The sequence below is a fragment of the Salinifilum ghardaiensis genome, from assembly GCF_054491345.1.
In genome coordinates this window covers 4,768,886-4,791,495 of sequence record NZ_CM137101.1, presented here as the reverse complement: position 1 = coordinate 4,791,495, position 22,610 = coordinate 4,768,886, and the positions used below count along the sequence as shown (strand labels likewise).

At 73.6% G+C, this 22,610-nt stretch carries 23 protein-coding genes; 17 read left to right on the top strand and 6 right to left on the bottom strand.

Going from position 1 to position 22,610, the window contains the following annotated elements; translation table 11 throughout:
- Positions 1–1,085 precede the first annotated feature (1,085 nt).
- The 3 genes from ACVGV0_RS21840 to ACVGV0_RS21830 are packed head-to-tail and all read left to right on the top strand — an operon-like array spanning position 1,086 to position 4,779.
- Positions 1,086–1,616: an RNA polymerase sigma factor gene (locus tag ACVGV0_RS21840; protein WP_459160098.1), complete on the top strand. Its 531-nt coding sequence runs from the start codon at positions 1,086–1,088 to the stop codon at positions 1,614–1,616.
- Positions 1,613–2,134 (top strand): hypothetical protein, encoded by a 522-nt coding sequence (locus ACVGV0_RS21835; protein WP_459157557.1) that lies wholly within the window; start codon positions 1,613–1,615, stop codon positions 2,132–2,134. Before ACVGV0_RS21840 ends, ACVGV0_RS21835 begins: the two co-directional genes overlap by 4 nt.
- A gap of 17 nt (positions 2,135–2,151) precedes the next feature.
- A complete protein-coding gene (locus tag ACVGV0_RS21830; protein WP_459157556.1) occupies positions 2,152–4,779 on the top strand; it encodes a CHAT domain-containing protein in 2,628 nt (875 codons plus the stop codon).
- Positions 4,780–4,855: 76 nt separating this feature from the next.
- On the opposite strand, the gene ACVGV0_RS21825 is transcribed toward ACVGV0_RS21830, so the two are convergent.
- Complete coding sequence (locus ACVGV0_RS21825) at positions 4,856–6,025, bottom strand: pyridoxal phosphate-dependent aminotransferase (RefSeq protein WP_459157555.1); 1,170 nt, start codon at positions 6,023–6,025, stop codon at positions 4,856–4,858.
- 194 nt (positions 6,026–6,219) lie between these two features.
- On the opposite strand from ACVGV0_RS21825, the gene ACVGV0_RS21820 reads away from it, so the two are divergent.
- The gene (locus tag ACVGV0_RS21820; RefSeq protein WP_459160097.1) at positions 6,220–7,431 is read left to right on the top strand and encodes a DUF445 domain-containing protein; all 1,212 of its coding nucleotides are present in this window, start codon (positions 6,220–6,222) and stop codon (positions 7,429–7,431) included.
- Positions 7,432–7,745: 314 nt separating this feature from the next.
- On the opposite strand, the gene ACVGV0_RS21815 is transcribed toward ACVGV0_RS21820, so the two are convergent.
- Complete coding sequence (locus tag ACVGV0_RS21815; protein ID WP_459157554.1) at positions 7,746–8,306, bottom strand: CGNR zinc finger domain-containing protein; 561 nt, start codon at positions 8,304–8,306, stop codon at positions 7,746–7,748.
- A 249-nt stretch (positions 8,307–8,555) separates the two neighbouring features.
- On the opposite strand from ACVGV0_RS21815, the gene ACVGV0_RS21810 reads away from it, so the two are divergent.
- The 6 genes from ACVGV0_RS21810 (at position 8,556) to ACVGV0_RS21785 (ending at position 11,962) form a co-directional block, all read left to right on the top strand.
- Positions 8,556–8,990 carry a VOC family protein gene (locus ACVGV0_RS21810; protein WP_459157553.1) on the top strand — a complete coding sequence of 145 codons (435 nt, stop codon included), beginning with the start codon at positions 8,556–8,558 and terminating at the stop codon, positions 8,988–8,990.
- Positions 8,991–9,088: 98 nt separating this feature from the next.
- Positions 9,089–9,490, top strand: a complete 402-nt coding sequence (locus tag ACVGV0_RS21805; RefSeq protein WP_459157552.1) for a helix-turn-helix domain-containing protein — start codon at positions 9,089–9,091, stop codon at positions 9,488–9,490.
- A 4-nt stretch (positions 9,491–9,494) separates the two neighbouring features.
- Positions 9,495–10,142, top strand: a complete 648-nt coding sequence (locus ACVGV0_RS21800) for a hypothetical protein (RefSeq protein ID WP_459157551.1) — start codon at positions 9,495–9,497, stop codon at positions 10,140–10,142.
- Between the two features lie 96 nt (positions 10,143–10,238).
- Complete coding sequence (locus ACVGV0_RS21795) at positions 10,239–10,532, top strand: DUF2516 family protein (protein WP_459157550.1); 294 nt, start codon at positions 10,239–10,241, stop codon at positions 10,530–10,532.
- On the top strand, positions 10,529–11,275 hold the full coding sequence (locus tag ACVGV0_RS21790; RefSeq protein ID WP_459157549.1) for an alpha/beta fold hydrolase: 747 nt from the start codon (positions 10,529–10,531) through the stop codon (positions 11,273–11,275). Before ACVGV0_RS21795 ends, ACVGV0_RS21790 begins: the two co-directional genes overlap by 4 nt.
- Positions 11,276–11,407: 132 nt before the next feature.
- Positions 11,408–11,962, top strand: coding sequence for a YbaK/EbsC family protein (locus tag ACVGV0_RS21785; RefSeq protein WP_459160096.1), 555 nt, complete (start codon positions 11,408–11,410; stop codon positions 11,960–11,962).
- Positions 11,963–11,977: 15 nt separating this feature from the next.
- On the opposite strand, the gene ACVGV0_RS21780 is transcribed toward ACVGV0_RS21785, so the two are convergent.
- Positions 11,978–12,841, bottom strand: a complete 864-nt coding sequence (locus tag ACVGV0_RS21780; protein WP_459157548.1) for a class I SAM-dependent methyltransferase — start codon at positions 12,839–12,841, stop codon at positions 11,978–11,980.
- A gap of 23 nt (positions 12,842–12,864) precedes the next feature.
- Entirely contained in the window at positions 12,865–13,386 is a 522-nt protein-coding gene (locus tag ACVGV0_RS21775; RefSeq protein WP_459157547.1) for a DUF2505 domain-containing protein, read from the bottom strand.
- Between ACVGV0_RS21775 and ACVGV0_RS21770 the strand changes: the two genes are divergently transcribed.
- Together ACVGV0_RS21770 and ACVGV0_RS21765 are read left to right on the top strand one after the other, a co-directional pair.
- On the top strand, positions 13,373–14,545 hold the full coding sequence (locus ACVGV0_RS21770; protein ID WP_459157546.1) for a UDP-N-acetylmuramate dehydrogenase: 1,173 nt from the start codon (positions 13,373–13,375) through the stop codon (positions 14,543–14,545). The genes ACVGV0_RS21775 and ACVGV0_RS21770 overlap by 14 nt on opposite strands.
- 157 nt (positions 14,546–14,702) lie before the next feature.
- A complete protein-coding gene (locus ACVGV0_RS21765; protein ID WP_459157545.1) occupies positions 14,703–15,731 on the top strand; it encodes a chymotrypsin family serine protease in 1,029 nt (342 codons plus the stop codon).
- A 9-nt stretch (positions 15,732–15,740) separates the two neighbouring features.
- Here ACVGV0_RS21765 and ACVGV0_RS21760 read toward each other — a convergent pair whose 3' ends face one another.
- Positions 15,741–16,472 carry an SDR family NAD(P)-dependent oxidoreductase gene (locus ACVGV0_RS21760; RefSeq protein WP_459160095.1) on the bottom strand — a complete coding sequence of 244 codons (732 nt, stop codon included), beginning with the start codon at positions 16,470–16,472 and terminating at the stop codon, positions 15,741–15,743.
- 269 nt (positions 16,473–16,741) lie between these two features.
- On the opposite strand from ACVGV0_RS21760, the gene ACVGV0_RS21755 reads away from it, so the two are divergent.
- Positions 16,742–17,863, top strand: a complete 1,122-nt coding sequence (locus tag ACVGV0_RS21755) for a L,D-transpeptidase (protein ID WP_459157544.1) — start codon at positions 16,742–16,744, stop codon at positions 17,861–17,863.
- 150 nt (positions 17,864–18,013) lie between these two features.
- On the opposite strand, the gene ACVGV0_RS21750 is transcribed toward ACVGV0_RS21755, so the two are convergent.
- Positions 18,014–18,328, bottom strand: a complete 315-nt coding sequence (locus ACVGV0_RS21750) for an ArsR/SmtB family transcription factor (protein ID WP_459157543.1) — start codon at positions 18,326–18,328, stop codon at positions 18,014–18,016.
- A 364-nt stretch (positions 18,329–18,692) separates the two neighbouring features.
- Here ACVGV0_RS21750 and mshA point away from each other — a divergent pair, with 364 nt between their 5' ends.
- From mshA to ACVGV0_RS21730, 4 genes are all read left to right on the top strand, one after another.
- Entirely contained in the window at positions 18,693–19,985 is a 1,293-nt protein-coding gene (gene mshA, locus ACVGV0_RS21745; protein WP_459157542.1) for a D-inositol-3-phosphate glycosyltransferase, read from the top strand.
- A 71-nt stretch (positions 19,986–20,056) separates the two neighbouring features.
- Complete coding sequence (locus tag ACVGV0_RS21740) at positions 20,057–20,551, top strand: type III secretion system chaperone family protein (protein ID WP_459160094.1); 495 nt, start codon at positions 20,057–20,059, stop codon at positions 20,549–20,551.
- A gap of 624 nt (positions 20,552–21,175) precedes the next feature.
- Positions 21,176–21,610: an OsmC family peroxiredoxin gene (locus ACVGV0_RS21735; RefSeq protein WP_459157541.1), complete on the top strand. Its 435-nt coding sequence runs from the start codon at positions 21,176–21,178 to the stop codon at positions 21,608–21,610.
- Positions 21,611–21,836: 226 nt separating this feature from the next.
- The gene (locus ACVGV0_RS21730) at positions 21,837–22,580 is read left to right on the top strand and encodes a phosphoglyceromutase (RefSeq protein ID WP_459157540.1); all 744 of its coding nucleotides are present in this window, start codon (positions 21,837–21,839) and stop codon (positions 22,578–22,580) included.
- Positions 22,581–22,610: the final 30 nt, after the last annotated feature.

The window sequence follows — 22,610 nt, the reverse complement described above, 5'->3', positions numbered from 1 at the left end:
CCCGCTGCGAGGGGCGCGGAGGCGGGGTTCGCGAGGAGGGGCTCGCGAAGAAGGCGCCCCCGCGCTCAACCGGCCTGGGGGGCACCGGGAGTGCGGGGGCGCCGAAGGTCCACCTCTGGGGGTCAGGTGGACTGATCACAACCCTACGCGGAAGTAGGGTGCCTGTCGTCTTCCGCGCGACTTTTTGAAGGTTGGACATCTCACGCTGCAGAGGGTTGCGGCTCCCGAGTGGCGCGGTTCACTCCAGCGCACGCTGTGATCAGCAGTTCCGCCACCGGCGAGGGCGACGCGCGGTGAGCGGTCCCAGCGGTGGTTTGGGGCGGTCCTGCCCGCCGGCGCGGCCCCTCGTCGCGTCGGCAGGCGCCCCTCGTGCCCGGTGGCGCGGGGCGAGCGGCACCGGGTCGGATGCCGGACCGGGAGCACCCGGTCCCGGGTGGGCCGGCGCGGTGGCCCGTCCGGGACTCGTCGGGGCGCTTCGATGGTGCCGCGATTCGCAGCAGATCACCGGATGGGACCTCCGCCCGCGCGGCCGGAGGGCACTCCTCCGCCGCGCGGGCGGCACCGGGTGGCGGGAGAGCTCCGGTCGGGTCGCGGAGAGCGGTGCGCGGGACGGGTCGGGCGCGGGACCGGTTGCGCACGGGGTGGTTGCGCGCCTTCCCGGGCCCGGAGCCGTCCGCTCGTGCGGTTTCGGTGCAGCGCGTGCGGCGTCCGAGGCGTCGGGGTGGTGGTGAGCACGCCGACGCGCCGCGCAGCAACAGGATCCGAGCGATATGACCCGTTCGGAGGGAAATGCTTCATGATCGAATCCAATCGCCTCCTCCGTCCCTCTAAGAAGAAGACGAACGTTGACTGGGGAGTGGAGGTGTCCCATGGCCGAGACGGCTCGGTCGACGAGGAGCACGTGCACGGGGAGCTACACGAGCACTGGGGTTCAGACGAGCACTGGGGTCGAGGAGCGTGCTGGGGCAGGCGCGGAGACCGGAGGAGGTAGCGGTGCCGCCGGTGGGGAGTGCGCCGGATCCGCGGGGCCGAAGCGGCTCGACGGGGAGAGCGTTGAGGACAGCGGTGCTCTCGTCCGGCGCGCCGTGCGCGGCGATGAGGAGGCGTGGCGTCGGCTGGTGAATCGGCACGGCCCCGCCGTGTGGAACCTGGTCAGGACGCGGACCGACAGCCGCGCCGATGCCGAGGACGTGTACCAGGCGACGTGGTTGCTGCTCGCGGAGAACCTGGAGCGTCTGCGGGACCCGGATGCCGTGCTGGCGTGGCTGGTCACCACGGCCCGCAGGGAGTCCGGGCGAGCGCGGCGCAGCCGGCGGCACGAATCGCCGGTCGGTCATTTCGGGGTGGACTTCGACCGGGCGCAGTCCGAGGACCCGCAGCAGGCGCTGCTGAGCAAGATCGCGAATTCGCGGTTGGGCGCGGCCTTCGCGCGCCTGCAGCCGGGGTGCCAACGCCTGCTCCGCGTGCTCGCGGTGACGCCGGAGGCGAGCTACGCGCAGATCAGCGATTCCCTCGGGATTCCACACGGGACGATCGGCCCGAAGAAGTCGCGGTGCCTGACCTACTTGCGGCAGCAGCTCGCGCTCGTGGAGGAGCAGACCGAGGAGGCGGCATGAGGGACACGACTTTCCACCGCGCCACCGACCGCAGGGGCGAGACCGCGCCACCCGGGCAGGTGCGCAAACCGCCGGAACTGCGCGAACTGGGGGAGCTGCTCGACTCCTGCGATCCGGTCCCACCGGAAGTGCTGCACACCGCCTACGCCGCGGTCCGGCGGCGGTGGAGCGGCCGGACCCGCGCGCTCTCGCTCGTCGGTGACGCCGTGCGGACCTCATCGGTGCGCTCGGGCGGCAGCGCTCGTGTGCTGACGTTCCGGATGGAGGCGCACGTGCTCGAGATGGACGTGTGCGAGACGTGCCCGGGCTGGTGCGCCGTCCGCGGCAGCGTCCTGCCCGCGGACGGTGCGGATGCCCCGGGTGGTGATGTGGTGCTGCGGCACGCCGCGGGCGACAGCGCTGCCGAGTTGGACGAGTTCGGGGGATTCCACCTCTCGTGGGTGGCGCGAGGGCCGTTGAGCGTGGTGTTCCGGGCGGGCGGGGAGTTGCCCGCGGTCGCGGATTGGTTGGTCTGTTGAGCGCGCCGGCGGTGGTGGTGAGCGGAGAGCCCCCGCAGCGCGGCGTCCGGGGCCGGGGGGAGCACGTCATCGCCCTTCCTCGCCGCGCCGTCGAGCAGGTGCGCCCGGCGCCGGCGGGTCCCGCCGCTGACGCCGTCTCGCTGCTGCGCGCGCACCACGCCGCGGCGCTGTCCTGCGCGGAGCTCGGGGATCACCGTGCGGCCCGGTGGCACGTGCGGACCGGGTTGAGCCTGGCCAGCCAGGCCTGCTCGCCCGCGGGCGAGGCGCGGTTGCGGTTGGTGCTGGCCTGGATCGACACCGAAGCGGGGTGTCCGGAGCGGGCGCGGGCGGAACTGAGGCGGGCGGAGCCCGCGCTCGAGGGCGGCGATGCCGGGAGGGCTGCGTGCGTGCGCGGGCTGCTGTGGTCGCGCGAAGGGCGGCACCGCAGGGCTGCGGAGGCGTTCTCGGCGGCGCTGGCTCTGCTGGGGCAGGAGGATCGGCGCTGGGTGGCGCGGGCGTTGTCGCAACGCGGGGTGGAACTGCTCCACATCGGACGTTCCCGGGAGGCCGAGGCGGATTTCTCCGCGGCGGAGCGGTTGTTCGCGGCCGACGGGCAGCCCGGGAACGCGGCGGTCTGCCGGCACCGGCGGGGTTGTGCGGCCTACCGCGCGGGCGAGCTGCCGCGGGCGCTGCGCTTGTTCGACGAAGCCGTGGACGCGGGGCTCGACGCGGAATCCGCACCGGAATTCCACGTGGACCGGGCGCGGGCGCAGGCGGCCGCGGGCTTGCGCGCGGACGCGCACCGTTCGGTGGCCGAGGTGGTGGACCGGCTGGCTCGCTCGGCGTGCGGGACGCGCCTGGCGCGGACGCGGCTGAAGCTGGCCGAACTCGCCTTCCTCGACGGTGATGCGGCGTGCGCGGAACGGGAGGCGCTGCGTGCCCGGCGGCTCTTCCGGTCCGAGCGGCAGCACGCGTGGGCGCGGTTGGCCGCGGCGGTGGCGTGGGACGCGCGCCTGCGCACGGGCCGTTGTTCGTGGGGAGCGATCGTGCTCGCGCAGCGGGCTGCGCGCGCTTGTGCCCGTGCGGGCTGGGAGCGCGCGGCCGCCCGCGTCCGGCTCAGCGCCGGCCGCGCGGCACTGCGCTCCGGCTGGTGCGGGCGGGCGCGCGTTCTGCTGGGGCAGGCGGGGGTGCTGCGTGCGCTTCGGGAGGTGCCGGCCCGGGAGCGGGCGCAGGGGTGGTTGGCCCTGGCGCTGGTGGCGGAGTTGGACGGGGACGTGCGCGCGGTGCTGCGCGCCTGTCGCGCAGGTCTGCGGGAGGTGGAGCGGCACCTCGCCGGGATCGCCGCGCTCGAGATGCGCGTGCACGAGTGGTCGGCGGGGGCCGAACTCGCCGATGTCGCGATGCGCGCGGCGCTGTCCACCGGTGACCCGTGTGCGATGCTGCGCTGGACCGAGCGGCTGCGAGTCGGCGCCCTGCCCCGGCAGTGCGCCTCCGCTGCGCTGGACCGCGGCCTGGGCGAGGCGTTGGAGCGGCTGCGCGCGGCTTCCTCGGCGGTGGAACGCGCCGGTGGGCGGCGTGCGGTGGTGGCGGGGCGGCCGACGCCGGCGATCGCGGAGCTGGAGCAGCGCGTGCAGCACCGGGCGGTGCGCACCTCCGGTCGCACGCGGCCCTGGCCGGAGGTGCCGGGGCTCGCCGACGTGGGTTCCCACCTCGGTCGAACCGTGCTGCTGGCCCTGTTCGAGCACGGCGACACCCTGTTCGCCGTGTCCGGTGTGGACGGGAGGTTCTCCGCGCACGTGCTGGGGCCCCGAGCCGAGGTGGAAAAGCTCGTCGGCCGGTTGCGGCACGCGTTGGCGCGGCGCGCCTACGGGGCGAGCGCGGCGGTGGACGCCGCGCACGCCGCGCAGGCGCGGCACTGCGCGCAGCGGTTGCACGAGCTCCTGCTCGGGCCGGTGGAGGCCGAGCTGGGCGGCGAGCGTCCGCTGCTGGTGATGCCGTCGGGGAGCTTGCACGTGTTGCCGTGGGCCGCGCTGCCCGGCTGCCGGGGGCGTCGCGTCACCGTCACACCTTCGTTGCGGTGCTGGTTGCGGGGAGCGGACCGGGAGGCGCCCGCCGCCCGGACCGGAGGTTCCGGGCAGCCCGAACAGGTGTGGATCGCGGGTCCCGGGTTGGAGCACGCCGAGGACGAGGTGCGGGCGCTGCACGCCGCCGGCGGCGGGCGGTTGCTCACCGGGGAGCGAGCGACGGCGGAGGCGGCGCTGCGCGAGCTCGACGGTGCCGGGGTGGCGCACATCGCCGCGCACGGGACGTTCCGCGAGGACCGGCCGATGCTGTCCCAGTTGCGGCTGGCGGACGGCCCGCTGTACGCCTACGACTTGGAGCGGCTCTCCCGCGGGCCGCGCACCGCGGTGCTCGCGGCGTGCGAGGTGGGCGGCGCCGCGGTCGGTCCTGGCGAGCAGGTCAGCGGCGTCACCGCGACGCTGCTCGGCAAGGGCACGCGCACCGTGGTGGCCAGCGTGCTGCCGGTGCCCGACGGGCGGGCCGCGCGGGTGATGGCCTCGTTGCACGAGGGGATGCGGCGCGGGCTCGCCGCGGAGTCGGCCCTGGCCGAAGCGCAGCAGCGGTGGCGGGAGCCGGGCTTCGTCTGCTTCGGACACGGCGGGTGACGTGGTGAGGGGCCGGTTCCGCTCCCACGGCGGCGCCGGTCCCTCGCGGCACGGCGGAGCGGGGCCGGCCGCCGCCTCACGCCAGTTTGCGCAGGCGGCGGAGGCCTTCGTCGAGCACGTCGTCCTGCTTGCAGAAGGCGAACCGGACCAGGTGCCGGGTGGCATCGGGGTCGTCGCAGAAGACCTGCACCGGGATCGCCGCGACACCGACCCGTTCGGGCAGGCTGCGGCAGAACTCGGCGCCGTCGGTGAAGCCGAGCGGACGCACGTCGGTGCAGATGAAGTACGTGCCTTCGCTGCGCAGCACGTCGAATCCGGCCTCGGCGAGCCCCGCGGCCAGCCGGTCGCGCTTGCCCTGCAAGTTCTCGCGCAACTGCCGCACCCATTCCTGCTCGGCGCGCAGCGCGTGCGCGACGGCCGGCTGGAACGGGGCGCCGCCGACGAAGGTGAGGAACTGCTTGGCGGCGCGGACGGCCGCGATGAGTTCGGCGGGGCCGCAGGCCCAGCCGATCTTCCACCCGGTGGCGTTGAACGTCTTGCCGGCGCTGGACAGCGACACCGTCCGCTCGGCCATGCCGGGCAGCGTGGCCAGGGGGGTGTGCTGGCGCTCGTCGTAGACGAGGTGTTCGTAAACCTCGTCGGTGATCGCGATGAGGTCGTTGTCCCGGCAGACCTCGGCGATCACGGCGAGCTCCTCGCCGGTGAACACGGTGCCGGTCGGGTTGTGCGGCGAGTTGAGGACCAGCGCGCGCGTGCGCGGTCCCACGGCGGCGCGCAGCGCGTCGGTGTCGAGGGCGAAGCGGCCGTCCGCCGCGGGGCGCAGCGGGACGGTGCGCCGCTGCCCGCCGGCGAGCGCGACCGCGGCCGGGTACGAGTCGTAGTACGGCTCGAGGAGGACGACCTCTTCGCCCGGTTCGACGAGCGCCTGCACGGTGGCGGTGAGCGCTTCGGTCGCGCCGACCGTGACCAGCACTTCCGTGTCCGGGTCGTGCTCGAGGCCGTAGCGCTGGCGGCGGTGCTCGGCCACGGCGGCGCGCAGCTCGGGTTCCCCGGCCCCGGGTGGGTACTGGTTCACGCCGTTGGCGATGGCGTCGCGCGCCGCCTCGAGCATGCCCGCGGGGCCGTCGGTGTCGGGGAATCCCTGACCGAGGTTGACCGCTTCGGTGCGCCGGGCCAGTTCGGTGATCTCCGCGAAGATCGTGGAGGTGAACGGGCGCAGCCGGGAGGTGAGAGCTGGTGTACGCACGTCGCGCGAGCCTAGTGCACGGCGGGGCGGTGCAGTAGGTCCCGGCCCGCCGGTCCGCGTGGTGGGAAGCGGGCGCGTCGGAGCGGGCGGCCCGACCGTGGTGCTCGGGCCTCCTCGCGCGGTGCGGCTGGAAGAATCGAACCGTGCAGGCTTTGACGCGAGCGGAGCAGGACAAGCGGCGCGCCCTGTGGCGGATGAAGGGCATGGCCACCGGCCTGTTGGTGCTGGCCGCGGTGATCTACCTCTTCGCGCGGTGGCAGGAGCACGCGGGCGCGGGGGCGTGGGCGGGCTACGTCCGCGCGGCGGCGGAGGCGGGCATGGTCGGTGCGCTCGCGGACTGGTTCGCGGTGACCGCCCTGTTCCGGCATCCGCTGGGATTGCCGATCCCGCACACCGCGATCATCCCGACGCGCAAGGACGCGCTGGGGCGCAGCCTCGGCGACTTCGTGGGCACGAACTTCCTGTCCGAGGACGTCGTGCGGGACAAGCTGGGGCGCGCCGAGCTCGGCAGGCGGACCGGGCGGTGGTTGCAGTCCGCGGAGCACGCGGAGCGGGTGACCTCGGAACTGGCCGCTGCGCTGCGGGGTGCGGTGCGGGTGCTGCGCGACGAGGAGGTGCAGTCCTTCCTCGAGCACAACGTTCTCCGCCGGGTCGTGGACCAGCCGTGGTCGCCGACCCTGGGGCGGATCCTCGGGCAGGTGTTCGCCGACGGTGCGCACCACAAGCTCGTCGACCTCGTCTGCGACCGGGCCTACGACTGGGTGCGGGACCACCACGACACGGTGCTGCGTGTGGTCAGCGAGCGGTCCCCGTCCTGGTCGCCGCGGTTCTTCGATTCGATGGTCGCGGACAAGGTCTACGCGGAGGTGCTCTCGTTCGCCTGGGCGGTCAAAACGGATCCGGACCACCGCATGCGGCACGCGGTGGATGATTTCCTGGTGGAGTTCGCGGAGGACCTGCAGCACGATCCGCGCACGATGGCCAAGGCCGAGCAGATCAAGCACCAGATCGTCGAGCACCCGGAGGTGCGCGACATGGTCGGCGCTGTGTGGGCCACGGCGAAGCGGATGCTGCTGGAGGCGGCGGAGAACCCGGACAGCGAACTGCGCATGAGGGTTCGCGAGGAGCTGCGCGCCTGGGGGCGCCGGTTGGACGAGGACCCCGCGGTGCGGGGGAAAGTGGACGGCTGGGTGGAGAGCGCAGCGGTGTACGTGGTGCGCAACTACCGCGCGGAGCTGACCACGTTGATCACCGACACGGTGGACCGGTGGAACGGCCAGGAGACCGCGCGCAAGGTGGAGCTGCAGGTGGGGCGCGATCTGCAGTTCATCCGCATCAACGGCACGGTCGTGGGGGCTCTGGCCGGGCTGGCCATCCACACCGTCGCGGGGCTGCTGCTGGAGTGATCCCCGCCCCCGGAGGAACCGCCCCCGGAGGAACCGCCCCCGGAGGTACCACCCCTGGCCGGAGGCCCGTGCGCGGGAGGAGCTGGCACCGGGAGCACCGGCACCGGCGCGCTCGCAGCGGAGCGCCCTGGGAAGCCGGGTCTGAAGGCGTCCTTCGGGGGCTCGGAGCGGTTGTCTGCGGCGTTCGGGGGCTTCCCGGGACGCGCCCCTCGGCGCCGGGGCGCAGGACGCGCGCGGGCGTGCGCCGCGCGGTGTCCGGCCCCGGCGTGCCGCGGTGCGCTGCGGGCGGCACCGCGATCGGTGGACGGTCGTTGTCAGTCGCGGGTCTTGTCGCGGGCGAGGTCTCCCGTGTGCCGTTCGCGCCACAGGCGGGCTTTCTCCCGGTTTCCGCAGACCCGCATGGAGCACCAGGTGCGCGATCTGTTGCGCGATCGGTCGTAGAAGGCCGAGAGGCAGTCCTCCGCCGGGCAGATCTTGATGCGGTTCCAGTGGCCGGTGTGCACGAGACGGATCGCGGCGACGAGCACCGTCCCGAGCGCATCGGTGCCGCTGAGCACGGGCAGGCCCTGCCGCAGCTCCACCCGCACCGGCCACGCGTGGGGCACGGCCGTGTCCGGCAGCGAACCGAGGGTGACGGCGGTGCGCATCGCCTCGCGGGCTTGCAGGGTCGGTTCGGTGCTGCTGGGGATGCCGAGTCCGCGTTCGAGGCACCAGTGTCGCCAGCGCACGTGGTCGCGGAGGAGTTCGGTCCCGGTTTCAGCGTCGTAGGTGTTCAGGAACGCCAGGACGAGTTCGAGGTCGTGTTCGACTGTGGGCCCTGCCGAGTCCACGACCGGGGGATTGTCCATCACTGGAGCGACAGCTCTGCTGTTCACATCCCTATCGTAAGTCACGGAACGGCGTGTACCGAGCCCCTGTAACCTGCGTTCACGCAGTGGTGGTTGCGATGTCGCCGCTGGGTTCCGGCTCGCCGCCGCTGGTGGGCGGCTGCTGCGGGGCGGCCGCGGTGCCGGTGCGGGCACCGGCTGCCCTCGGGGCGTCGCCCGCGTTCCGGGCTGAGCGGGGTGTCCGCGGGGCGGGTTCGGTGGTAACGGGAACGCGCGGAAGCGGAGCGAGGTGTGCGGATGGTCACCGCGGATTCGAGTGCGGTGCGGGTGGAAGCCGCGGAGCCGGAAGGTCCGCTGCGGTTGCTCGCGTTCGTGCTGGACTGTCCGAACCCCCGGGCGCTGGCCCAGTTCTACGGGCGCTTGCTCGGCTGGGAGATCGACGAGGGCGAGTCGGACCCGGAGTGGGTGGAGCTCGCGGACCCGTTCGGCGGGGCGCGGCTGGCCTTCCAGCAGGACCCGGAGTTCCGGCGACCCACGTGGCCGGACGCGGAGCTGCCGCAGATGGCGCACCTCGACGTCCGGGTGAGCAGTCTCGACGCCGCGCACGAGCGCGCGCTCGCGGCCGGGGCGCGGCAGTTGCCGCAGCCGCCCGATCGCCGCGAGGCGTCCTTCCGGGTGTACGCCGATCCGGTGGGGCACCCGTTCTGCCTGTGCGCCGGTGCCGGTTCCTGAGCCGCGGGCGCCGCCGCGGCCGAACCGGGTGCAAGCAGTTTGCTTGCAAAAGTTAGCACCTGTGGGTAGGCTGCGGGCGCAGTCGGAGGTGGCAGCACATGGGTCGCGTGAACAAGTCCGTTTCCAGCGTCAACGACGCCGTGAACCAAGCTGTCACCGATCTCGGCGGCTACATCCGCGCCCAGCGCACCAACGCGCAGATCTCGGTGCGCCAGTTGGCCGAGCGCGCGGGCGTGTCCAACCCGTACCTGAGTCAGGTGGAGCGCGGGCTGCGCAAGCCCAGCGCGGAGATCCTCCAGCAGATCGCGAAAGCGCTGCGGATCTCCGCGGAAGCGCTCTACGTCCAAGCGGGCATCCTGCAACCGCGCGCAGGCGGCCCGGTGGTGGACGCGATTCTGGCCGACTCGGAGCTCACCGAGCGGCAGAAGCAAGTGTTGCTGGACATCTACGGCTCGTTCCGCAACGAGAACGACGGGACGACGTCCGACAGCGAGGAGTGATCGCATGCCCGCCGAAACGAAGACCACGACCGACGCGACCAGCGGCCCAGCCGGGGCGGCGAAGCCCCTGGGCAGCGTGGCGCAGCAGGCGCGCACCCCGCTGCTCGCCGCCCTCGGGGCGGGCGACCTCGCCGCGCAGACCCTGCTGGAGCGGCTGGAGAAGGTCCGCGCGCAGCTGAGCGAGCGGGCCGAATCCGCCCGCCAGGACCTGCCGAACGACCTGGACGAGCTGCGCGGGAAGCTGGAGCCGGCGGAACTGCGCAAGCTCGTCGACCAGTACGCGCAGTCGGCGCGGCAGCTGTACGGTTACCTCGCCGACCGGGGCGAGGAGGCCCTGGACCGGCTGCAGACCGAGCCCCGCGTGCAGCAGGTCCGCGAGCGCGTGGAAACCGCGCAGGGCAAGATCGACGACGCGGTCGGCGAGGTGCGCGAGCTCGCCGACGACGTGCTCGGCACGGTGACCCCCTCCCCCGCCGACTCCGGCGAGCAGGCGGACCAGGCCGCCGAGGAGGACTCCTCCGCGACGGGCGCCGCCGGTTCGAGCGGTGGGACCTCCAGCGGCGGATCCTCCAATGGCGGGTCCTCGTCGAAGAACGCCTCCGCCGCGCAGGGCGGCCAGAAGGGCGCGTCCCGGGGCGGCTCGGACAGCTGAGCTCCTCCGCGCCCGCACCGGTGCGCCCGCGCCCCGCGCTCCTCGCGGGGCGCAGGCGGGTGTGCCCTGGAACTTCGACCACGTAGGGTGGGCGCCGTGCTGTTGGCAAGTGTGATTCTGCTGGTCCTGTGGATCGCCAGTCTGCCCGTGGGCGTGTACGCGTTCATCCACGCGGCCATGCAGCGGGCCGATGCCTTCACGGCGGCGGACAAGCTGAGCAAGCCCGCCTGGCTCGGGATCACCGGTGGCGCGGTGCTGGTGCTCGCGCTGTCCCGGGGGCCCGGCGGTGGCGGCATGATCTTCTGGATCGCCGGTCTCGTGGCCGCGCTGGTGTACGTCGTGGACGTCGGGCCGAAGCTCAAGGAGGTCCAGGGGGGCAGCTACTGGTGACCCGCTGGGACGCGCACGGACGCGGTGAGCCGGTCACGCTGGTGGTGCACGGCCTGGGCGCCACACCGGGCGAGGCGCGCATCCCCGCCTCGGGCCTGCGCGGCACCCGGATCGTGGTCACGCTGCCGGGCCACGGTGCCGCGCCGGACCCCGCCCCGGACTACTGGAACTACGAGAACGTGGCGCACGACGTGCTCCGCGCGGCCGACGAAGTGGGGGCCGACCGCGCCGTCGGCGTGTCCCTCGGAGCGGGAGCGCTGACGCGGATCGCCGCGGACAAGCCGGAGCGCTTCACCCGCCTGGCGCTGATCCAACCGGCGGCGTTGGACAGCCCGCACCACCCGGAGCGCTCCCGGGTGTTCGGCGAGCTCACCGCCGCCGTCGAGCGCGCGGGCGAGGACGACGGCGCCGCGCTCCGCGAGGACATCCGCGCTTCGCTGCCGGAGGGCGTCGACGCCGGGGAGTACGTCGAGCAGCGCGCCGCAGCGCTGCGCCGGCTGGAACCAGCGCTGCGGGTGCTGCCCGAGCAGGCACCCCTGAGCGACGCGGGCGCGCTGGCCGCGGTCGCGAGCGAGGTGCTGGTGGTCGCCGCGGCGGGCGATCCGATGCACCCCGAGTCGGTGGCCCGCGACGTGGCGCGCGCGTTCCCGCGGGGCACGTGCGCGCAGCTGCCGTCGCGAGCGCCGATGACGACGCACCGGGCGCAGCTGCGCGGGCTCCTCAGGGACTTCTTGGCCCCGTAGGGCTTCGTTGCGTCGTCTGCTCGCCGAGGGACGGTCGGGAGGGGCCTCCGGCACGTGCCGGCTGTCCGGCCGCCCGCCCCGAACAGCGGACGTCGAGTCACCACCGGTGGCCGCGATTGGTGAACGGAGAGGATTGTGGACTGGAACTCCGCAGCTGGGCACCTGCACCCCGAGCCGGCCCCGGCCCGCGGTGACGCGCTCGCCGAGCCCGCGGCGGCGGCGGTGCGGGCGCTGCCGGCCGAGGAGGCCGAGCGCATCGGCGTGGCCGACATCGACCCGGAGCTGGCCGACACCGCCGCCTTCTGCGAGCAGTACGCCTCGCCGCTGGAGCTCTCGGCGAACTGCGTGGTCGTCTCCGGCAAGCGCGCCGGCGAGGTCCGCCACGCCGGGTGCGTCGTGCTGGCCACGACCCGGTTGGACGTGAACGCGACCGTGTGCCGGCGGTTGGACGTGCGCAAGGCCTCCTTCACACCGATGGACGAGGCCGTCGAGCTGACCGGGATGGCCTACGGCGGCATCACCCCGTTGGGCCTGCCGCGGGAGTGGCCGCTGCTGGTGGACAAGCAGGTGGTGGACCAGCCGGTCGTGGTGATCGGCAGCGGCGCGCGGGCGAGCAAGCTGTTCGTGCCCGGTGAGTTGCTCGGGCGGCTGCCGAACGCCGAGGTGCTGGGCGGTCTGGCCAGCTGATCCCCGAGCGCCGGTTCAGGGCGCCTCCGCGGGGGCGACGGCTGACCAGTCCACCGTGACCTCCCCGAGGCGCCACCGGCGGCGCCGGTCCCGCACGGGCCAGCCGCGGGCGGCGAACAGCTCGATCGCGCGGGTCCAGCGCGCACGCGGCCCGAACGGCACCATCGGCGCGGCCCGCTGCCAGCACCGGTCCAGCTCGGTGAACATGGCGTGCACCCGGTGGCCTCCGGTGTTGCGGTGGATGAGCGTTTTGGGCAGCCGCTCGGCGAGGTCCGAGGGCCGCTCCAGGTCCCCGGGCAGGCACGCGAGCGTCAGCGTGCGCGGCCCGGAGCGGTCGAGGGTGGCCCAGCAGCACCGGCGCCCGATCTCGTTGCAGGTGCCCTCGATGAGCAGGCCGTCCGGGGCGAGCCGCGCGCGCAGCGCGTCCCACGTGCGCCAGGCCTCCTGCTCGGTGTACTGCCGCAGCACGTTCAGCGCCCGCACCACGGTGGGTCCGCGGAACCCGCGGGCGCCTGCGGCGAGCCCGGCGAGCTCGAACCCCCCGCGGCGGAACTCCAGGTGCGGCGGTTCGGCGGCGCGCTCGCCCGCCGCCGCGCGGTCCTCGTCGATCTCCAGGCCGACGACGCGCGCCCGCGGGTGCTGCCGGTGCAGCCGGCGCGTCAGCTCGACCGTGGTGACCGGGTTCGCCCCGTAGCCGAGGTCGACGACGAGGGGTTCCCGGTCGCCGCGCAGGTGGCGGCTCGGCCACGGGTGGTCGAGCATCCACCGGTCCACGCGGCGGAGCCGGTTGGGGTTGGTGGTCCCGCGGGTGGGCGCGCCGAGCGGCCGGGCGCGTCCCGCGGCCAGGCGGGGGTTGCGCTTCTTCGGTGCGGTCGTCATCGAGCGGGCGGTGGGGACGGCGGTCACCCGCGGCGGGCCAGCCAGCGGGTGGTGAACTGCTCCTCCTCGGTGAGGAGCTTCTGGACCTGCTCGGCCGCGAGGTCTTCGAGCTTGCCGCCCACGAGCGGCACGCCGACGCGGACGGTTCCGGACACGACCAGCTCGGACGCCGGGGCGGCCCCTGGTCCGGGCAGGTCGTGCAGCCACATCGAGCCCGTGATCGAGCAGGGCACCCCGCGCACCTCCGCGGCGAGCTCGCCCGCGTACCCCTCACCGGTGGGGCGCCAGGACTCGCTGCGGTCGAGGGTGAGGTCGTCGTGGATCACGCTGCGCGCGGCCGACGGCAGCGCGTTCAGCGCGATGCTGTGCCGCACCTGGTAGCGCGCGCCCTCCTCGTCGGGGGTCGGTTCGTGCGCCACGAGCGCGGCGCGTTGGCCGCTGAGCGCGTCGAGGCGTTCCCGCAGGCACTCCACGTCGATCAGCGCTGCGAAGACGCGAGCCGCAGGCCAGTCGTTGGTGCTGCGGTGCTCGATGCGGCGGGTCATGGGGAGGAGGTTACCGTTGGCGAACGTGCCCCCTTCGACCTCCGGTGCCGAGAACTTGTCCCGTACCACAGCCCCGCCCGACGCGGCGGCCGAGAAGCGGCCGCTGGCGGAGTTCACCACGCTGCGCCTGGGGGGTCCGGCGCGCTCGCTGCTGTCCGCGGACTCGGCCGAGGCGCTGGTCGAGGCGGTGCGCGCCGCCGACGCGGCGGGTTCGCCGCTGCTGGTGCTCGGCGGCGGATCCAACGTGGTGGTCGCCGACGCCGGCTTCGACGGCCGCGTGGTGCGCATCGCCACCCGCGGGCGCGAGTGCACCGAGCTGGGCGATGGCCGGGTGCTGCTGACCGTCGAGGCGGGTGAGGACTGGGACGACGTGGTCGCCGACGCGGTCCGGCGCGGGCTGGGCGGTGTCGAGTGCCTGTCGGGGATCCCGGGCCTGACCGGGGCGACACCGGTGCAGAACGTCGGTGCCTACGGGGTGGAGATCGCCGACGTGCTGGAGTCGGTGGACCTGTTCGACCGCACCACCGGCCAGGTGCGCACGGTGCCGGCCGGCGAGCTGGGGCTGGCCTACCGGTCGAGCTCGTTGAAGCCGGGCGCGGGTGAGCGCGGCGGCAGGGCCGTGGTGCTGCGGGTGCGTCTCGTGCTCACCGCCGACGGGCTGTCCGCGCCGATCCGGTATCCGGAGCTGGCGCGCGCGGTGGCGGCGGAGCCGGGGCAGCGGGTCCCGGTGGCCGAGGTGCGGGAGGCGGTGCTGGCTCTGCGCCGCGGCAAGGGGATGGTGCTGGACCCGGGCGATCACGACACCTGGAGCGCGGGCTCGTTCTTCACCAACCCGATCGTGGCGGAGGCGGAGCTGCCCGCGGTCCTCGCCCGGATCGAGCGGACGGTGGACGGCCAGCGGGTGCCGCAGTTCCCGGCGGGCGCGGCGACGAAGCTCTCGGCCGCATGGCTGATCGAGCACGCCGGGTTCGGCAAGGGCCACGCGGGGCCGGGTGAGCGCGTTCGGCTGTCGACGAAGCACACGTTGGCGTTGACCAACCGGGGGGCGGCGACGACGGACGATCTACTGCGGCTGGCCCGCGAGGTCCGGGACGGCGTGACCGCGGCCTTCGGCGTGTCCTTGGCGCCGGAGCCGGTGCTCGTGGGGTGCTCGTTGTGACGCCCGTTCAGAACGGCCAGCTGTGTGACTCTTCGTGACTGATCGATAACCGTCAGTGTTTAATGGGGGGATCGGTTTCGGAAACCGGCTCACCGCCCCGCGGAGCCTCCCGCGGCGGTCCCGGTGCCGAACCGGCGGCGTGCGTGGAGGGGGTGCCATGCTGACGATCAGCGAACTGCGCGATCGGGCCGTCATCCGCCCGATCAAGCGGGCCGCCGAGGACGACCTGCTGGACCTTCCCGGGGTGACCGCGGTGGACATCGGCGAGAAGCGCAGGGCCGGGCGCGGCACGGGCGCGCAGGCGGTCGTCGTCTCGGTCGCGCGCAAGCGGGACCTGTCCGACGTTCCGGTCGGCGAGCGCGTTCCCGCCGAGATCTCCGGTGTCGTCACCGACGTGATCGAGGAGGAACCGGTGCTGTGGCACATCCACTGCACCCGCGACCAGGCCCTGACCTGGCCACCGGCGCAGCGGCCCGACTCGCTCGGCGCGCTGTCCGGGCGCGGCGTCACCCCCGCGCGCACGGCGCGGCTGTTCATGCCGCAGGTTCCGGTGGCCGACGAGTACCACCGCATCGGCACGCTCGGGCCGCTCGTGCTCTCCGAGGGGAGTGCGCTGGGGCTGACCACGTTCGACGTGGCCTGCCTCGACGACGCCTGGAGCGTCGGCGACGCCATGGTCGACCCGCTGCACGGGCGCACCTGCGGTGAGCTGGACCGCGCCGCCCTGTCCGGGCGGGTGGACGCCGCCGCGGTCGGCCTGGCCGGGGCGGAGGCCGACGCGCTCCTGCCCGACCCCGGCGCGGCCGACGGCGGGCAGGCGGGGCCCGCTCGCGCGGAGCGCGGTGCGACGACCGCGTTCCCCGGGGGGCGGGTGTGCAAGGTGGGGTTCGGAACCGGGCTCACCCGCGGCGTCGTGACCTCGGTGGACGCGAGCGTGCGCGTGGACCACGGGGATGCCCTGGGGGTGCGCGTGCTGCGGGAGCAGCTGCGCATCACCGGCACCGGCCGGTTGTACTGCGGCGCAGGTGACGCGGGTGCCGCGGTGCTCGACCCGCTCGGCCGCGTCGCCGGCCTGCACGTGGCCGGCAGCTGCACCGGCCGGGTGGGGTTCGCCAGCCCGATCTCCGAGGTGCTCGCGGAGCTCGACGTGCGGTTGTGCCTGGCCGGAGCGCGCGTCGGCGCGTGAGCCGGGGGCTCACTCCCGCCGGTGCGCCCGGGCCGCCGAGTGCTGATCGCGCGGCTTGAGCTCGATGAAGTCGAGGTTGACGTGCTCCGGGCGGGTGACGGCGAATCCGATGACGTCGGCGACGTCCTCGGCCGCCAGCGGGGTCAGTCCGCGGTAGACGGCGGCGGCCCGTTCGGTGTCCCCGCCGAAGCGAGCCTCGGAGAACTCGGTTTCCACCAGGCCCGGCGCGATCTCGGTGAACCGCACCGGCTCGCCGAGGTGCTCACCGCGCAGGGTGCGGTGCAGCGCCGATTCCGCGTGCTTGGCGGAGGTGTAACCGCCGCCGTTGTCGTAGACCTCGCGCGCGGCCACCGACGTCACCGTGACCACGTGCCCCGAACCGGAGGCGATCACCTTCGGCAGCAGGGACCTGGTGACCCGCAGCGTGCCGAGCACGTTCGTCTCCCACATCCAGCGCCATTCCTCCTCGTCAGCGGAGGCGATCGAGGCGGTTCCCCGGGCCCCGCCGGCGTTGTTCACCAGAACGTGGCACGCGGAGATCCGGTCGACGAAGGCCTGCACCGATTCGGCATCGGTCACGTCGAGCGGAACCGCGGTGCCGCCGATCTCCGCGGCGAGGTCCTCGATGCGCTCTTTTCGCCGCGCACCGACGGTCACCTGATATCCCTCCGAGGCCAGGCGCCGTGCCGTGGCAGCCCCGATCCCGGAGCTCGCGCCTGTCACGACCGCGTGATGTTTCAACTCGTTCACGTTCACGTCCTCCCCCGTCGTGTCGATCTTCGCGCACCCGTGCGGACACCGGTGCCGATGGGGCTCGAGCAGCGGTTCGCGCCGCCTCCGAGATCGTGTCCTAGCAGCGCAACCGGTGCCCGCCGAGGGTGACGATACGCACGACATCCACATGCGAAACCCCAGATCTTGCGGCGTCATGTGGGATGCGGGGTTCGATTCGAGCAGTGGGTAGGGCGGTAGTCGTGTGGCGGAAACAGTTTCCACGAGCGGTCACCGCGATGCTGGGGCTCATCGCGGTCGCGGCCGTCGCCGCCGGGTGCGGCGAGTCCGGTGACGAGGTCTCCCAGCCCGCCGCGCAGGTGTCCGTCAATCCCGGAGACGGTGCGCAGGCGGTCAATCCGCGCGCGCCGATCAGCGCGGAGGTGCAGCACGGCCGGCTCGACCACGTCACGCTGACCGGTTCGGACGGCTCGGTGATCCCGGGGAAGCTCTCCCCGGACCAGAGCACGTGGCGCCCCTCGCAGCAGTTGCACTACGACGTGCGCTACACCTGGGCGGGCAAGGCCCTCAACTCCGAGGGCGAGCTCGCCCCCGTGGGCGGGCAGTTCCACACCCTGGCCCCGGAGAGCACCATCGGTGCGACGATCAGCCCCACCGACGGCCAGGAGGTCGGCGTGGGGATGCCGATCAGCATCCGCTTCGACGAGGCCGTGCAGGACAAGGCCGCCGTCGAGCGCGCGCTGGAGGTGCAGCCGTCCCGGCCGGTGGAGGGCTCGTGGGCGTGGCTCACCGACGAGAAGGTGCACTGGCGCCCGAAGGAGTACTGGCCCGCGCACACGCACGTGCAGGTGGAGGCGAACCTGCGCGGCGTCGCGTTCGGCGGCGGGGCGTTCGGCGAGGACAACACGGGAGTCGAGTTCGACGTCGGGCGGCAGCAGATCGTCAAGGCCGACGTGCAGAGCCACCAGATCGTCGTGGAGCGCGACGGGGAGCCGGTGGCGACCTATCCCGCTGCCTTCGGCGCCGAGTTCGACCCGGGCCGGCGCACCATGAACGGGACCTACATCGTGATGGCGCGCGTGCGGGTGCAGTACATGACCAATCCGGAGTACGGCTACTTCAACGAGCCGTACCCGTGGGCCGTGCGGTTCTCCAACCACGGCGAGTTCATCCACGGGCACGACGGGAACGCGGCCGCGATCGGCAACACGAACAACTCGCACGGATGCGTCAACCTGACCTCCGGAAACGCCCAGGAGTACTACCAGTCGGCGATGATCGGGGACCCGGTGGAGGTGACGGGTTCGGCCAGCGACATGCCCCCCGGCTACGACGTCTACGACTGGCTCATCCCCTGGGAGGAGTGGCAGGCGAAGTCCGCGCTGCACAAGCAGAGCTGATCCGGCCGGATGCCCGCCGCTGACCTGCGGCGGGCGTGCTCCTCCGCAGCTCAGTCGCGCTCAGCCCGGCCCCGGCCCAGCTCAGCCCAGCCCGGCGCAGCCGAGCTCAGCGCAGCGCTGGGCGGGCGCGCCGACCGCGGGCGCGGCGCGTCACGCGGGGGAGGCCGCGGCGTCGGTGCGCAGCACCGCCCCGAGCAGGCCGGGGAAGCGGGCCTCGAGGTCCGCGCGGCGCAGGGTCGAGACGATCTCGCGGCCCTCGTGGCGCTGGTGGATCACGCCGGCCTCGCGCAGCACCCGCCAGTGGTATGTCATGGTCGACTTGGAGACGGGAGCGGTCAGAGCGCCGCAGGGCATCTCCGCGCCTTCCGCCAGGACCCGCACGATGTGCAGGCGCACCGGGTGTCCCAGCGCGTGCAGGACCTCGGTGATCTCGATGCGGTCGCGGTTCGGGTGGGGCAGCGACACGCGCCCGATCGTACGGGTGGCGACTGCTGCGGCAAGGCCGAGCCGGGCGGGCCGCGCGGGAGCGTTCCCGGACCCCGGCAGCGGGTTCCCCGCGGCGGGCGGACTCCGGCGGTGCGCGAGCACCCGGTGGACAGCTCCGGTTCACCGCCCGGTGTGGGGGCGGTCACGTGCCCGCCGCTGGCCGTGCGGTGATGCCCCGCTCGAGCGGTAGCGTCTGCCCCGCTCACCTCGGCACGTGCGCGTGGAGCCCGGGTGGAATGCGCGAGGCAGCACCGCCGCGGGGAATGTTTCGGCCGCTGCTGGTGTCGGGGTGTACGGCGCCCGAAGATCTCGGGCTGCCGAACGCGCTGACGATGGGCAGCAGATGACCACGAACACAGTACGTTTCCGGCCGCGCCGTGTCGCTGTTCTCTCCCTGCACACGTCGCCGCTGGAGCAGCCCGGCACGGGCGATGCGGGCGGGATGAACGTCTACGTCGCGCAGACGGCCAAGCGCATGGCCGCGCAGGGCACCGAGGTCGAGATCTTCACCCGCGCCACCTCCTCGGAGGTGCCTCCCGTCGTGGAACTGGCCGACGGGGTGCTGGTGCGCAACGTGGTGGCCGGTCCGTTCGAGGGGTTGGGCAAGGAGGACCTGCCCTCGCAGCTGTGCGCGTTCGCCGCGGGCGCGCTGCGCGTGGAGGCCCGCAACGATCCCGGCTACTTCGATCTCGTGCACTCGCACTACTGGCTGTCCGGCCAGGTCGGCTGGCTCGCGCGGGAGCGGTGGGGTGTGCCGCTGGTGCACACGGCGCACACGTTGGCGAAGGTGAAGAACGCGGCCCTGGCCGAGGGGGACGCGCCCGAACCGCGCATCCGCGTGCTCGGCGAGGAGCAGGTGGTGCGCGAGTCCGACCTGCTCGTGGCGAACACGGACGCCGAGGCCGGTGAGCTCGTCGAGCGCTACGAGGCCGAACCGGACCGGGTGCGCACCATCCAGCCGGGGGTGGACCTGGACCGCTTCACCCCGGGTGACCAGGCAGCGGCCCGCGAGGAGCTGGGGTTGCCCCAGGACGCCGTGATCCTCGGGTTCGTGGGTCGGATCCAGCCGCTGAAGGCCCCGGACGTGCTGCTGCGGGCCACGGCGGAGCTGCTGCGGCAGCACCCCGAGTTGCGCAGCCGCCTGGTCGTGCTCGTCGTGGGGGGCCCCTCGGGCAGCGGCCTGGAGCGCCCGGAGGCGTTGCAGCAGCTCGCCGCGGAGCTGGACATCACCGACGTGGTGCGGTTCCTCCCGCCGCAGCAGGAGGCCTTACCGCAGGTGTACCGGGCGGCGGACGTGATCACCGTGCCGAGCTACAACGAGTCCTTCGGGCTCGTGGCCCTGGAGGCCCAGGCGTGCGGGACGCCGGTCGTGGCCGCCGCGGTGGGCGGGCTGCCGGTGGCCGTCCCGCACGGGGAGTCGGGGCTGCTCGTGGACGGCCACGACACCCGGCGCTGGGCCGCGGCCCTGGCCGAGGTGACCACGGCGCCCGAGTACCGGCGGCGGTTGGCCTCGGCGACGACCGCGCACGCGGAGAGGTTCTCCTGGGAGCGCACCACGGACGCGTTGGTGGACACTTACGCCCGGGCCAAGTGGGCGTTCCACGCGCGACTGCGTGTTCAGGAGGTGACGGCGTGAGTTCTGCGACGGGCTCCGGTGGCGAGGAGGACGCCGCCGGAGCGGCGGTTCCGGGCGATGCGGCTGCGGTCGTGGAGTCCGCGCTGGTCGACAGCGAATTGGACTACCGCGTGCACGGGCGGGGGCGGTTCTTCGTCACGTTGCCGGGCACGAAGAAGCTGCAGACGAACTGCTGGGTGGTGCTCGACGGGCACGCCCTGGTGATCGAGGCCTTCGTGTGCCGCCGGCCGGACGAGGCCCACGAGGAGGTCTACCGGTTCCTGCTGCGGCGCAACGCCCGGTTGTACGGGGTGCACTACACGATCGACGGCGACGGCGACGTCTACCTCGTGGGGCGGCTCGGCCGGCGGTCCGTGGAGCCGGAGGAGCTGGACCGGCTGCTCGGTCAGGTCCTGGAGGCCGCCGACGGCGATTTCAACACGCTGCTGGAGCTGGGGTTCCGCACGGCGATCCGGCGCGAGTGGGGTTGGCGCGAGGCGCGGGGCGAGTCGCTGGCGAACCTGCGCCCGTTCCAGCACCTGGTGGAGCGCGAGGGGGCGCTGCCGCCTGCGGAGGACTCCGGCTGAGGTGCTGCGCCGGCACCCGGCGCAGCGGGCGCGGGACGGGGTGCGCGGGGCGGGCGCCCCGTCGGTGCCGGTCCCGCCGAGCGGGCGGTGACCGCGGGGCGGCTCGGGAGAGAGGGGGGAGTCGCGAGCTCGAACCGCCCCGCGAACATGTCCCGCCGTGCCGACTCGCACGCGGTCCGCGCTCAAGCCGGGCGGGGCGCGGTCCGTTGGGGGAGAACGAACCGCACTGAACTCTCGCAAGACCGGGGAGTGCGTGGGAGCCGATCAAGGAGAGCTCTGCCAACTTCGCAGAGTCCGAAGCCAGCCACAAGGCCGGCATATTACTCCGTTCGTGTGATGTTTGACTGGAAATGTAACACAGAGCAATCGCGTGACCGGCTTTTTGTCAGCAGAAGTGATGTCGGGCACACCGCTGTCACGAACGCACAGTGATCGGGTAACCGTCCGATGACGTGCGCAACCCCGCGCGTTCTTCGGCGCACGCGCGCAGCGGCTGGCATGGTGAAGCCGTCCGAGCACCGGCGTGCCCGTCCGGGCGCGTGCCGTCCGGACGGGCACGCCCCCGGAGGTGCACGTCCGCAGGCAGGCACCTCCGAGGCGCGTCCGCAGACAAGGAGGAGCGTGATGGCCACGACCCGCACCGCCAGGACCGAATGGCGCGGCGCCCTCGCCGACGGTTCCGGCAGCGTCAGCCTCGTCTCGTCCGGCACCGGTGATTTCCCCGTCACCTGGGCATCGCGAAGCGAGGAGCCGAACGGTCGCACCAGCCCGGAGGAGCTCATCGCCGCGGCGCACTCCTCGTGCTTCTCCATGCAGCTGTCGGGGCTGCTCACCTCCGCGGGCACCCCGCCCGAGCGGCTCGACACCAGCGCGGAGGTCGGTTTCGGGCCGAGCGGCGACGGGTTCGCCATCACCGGCATCACCCTCCGCGTGCGCGCCTCCGTTCCCGGCGTCGACGAGTCCGGGTTCCAGCGGACCGCGCAGCAGGCGAAGGAGATCTGCCCCGTCTCGGGGGCCCTCAAGGGCGTGGAGATCGACCTCGACGCCGCGCTGCAGTAGCGGGACGCAGCCGCCGGGCGCTCGTCCGGGGGCACCCGTGCGGCGGTTCCTCCCGCCGGGCCTTCGGCGCTGCCGGACCGCGTTCGCGAGCAGGGCGCGCCCGCGCATGCGGGCGCCGCGGCGCGCAACCCCCGACCGGCACCTCCCGGCCGGGGGCGCGGCCCGGCGCGCGCGGACGTGACCGCGCGGGGCCGAGCGGTCACCGCTCAACCATTAGCCTGGTTGTATGACTGGGACTGTGGTGCTGCTCAGGCACGGCGAAAGCACGTGGAACGCGGAGAACCTGTTCACCGGGTGGGTCGACGTTCCGCTGTCGGAGAAGGGGGAGAGCGAGGTCCGCCGCGGCGGCGAGCTGCTGGCCGAGACCGGCGTCCTGCCGGACGTGGTGCACACGTCGCTGCTGCGGCGCGCGATCTCGACGGCGAACATCGCGCTGGACGCGGCCGACCGGCACTGGATCCCGGTGCGCCGGGACTGGCGGCTCAACGAGCGCCACTACGGCGCGCTGCAGGGCAAGAACAAGAAGCAGGTCGCCGAGACCCACGGTGAGGAGCAGTTCATGCTCTGGCGCCGTTCCTACGACACGCCGCCGCCGGAGATCGACCCCGGCGACGAGTACAGCCAGGAGGGCGACCCGCGTTACGCCGACCTCGGATCGGACATGCCGCGGACCGAGTGCCTCAAGGACGTCGTGGCCCGGCTGGTGCCGTACTGGGAGCAGGCGATCGTGCCCGACCTGCGCGCCGGGCGCACCGTGCTGCTCGCCGCGCACGGCAATTCGCTGCGGGCGCTGGTCAAGCACCTCGACGGCATCTCGGACGAGGAGATCTCCGGGTTGAACATCCCCACGGGGATCCCGCTGCGCTACGACCTGGACGAGCAGCTGGCACCCACCAACCCGGGCGGGACCTACCTCGACCCGGAGGCGGCGCAGGAGGCCGCCGCCGCGGTGGCGAAGCAGGGCCGCTGATCCCGCGGCCGGACACGCTGCGTTCATCGG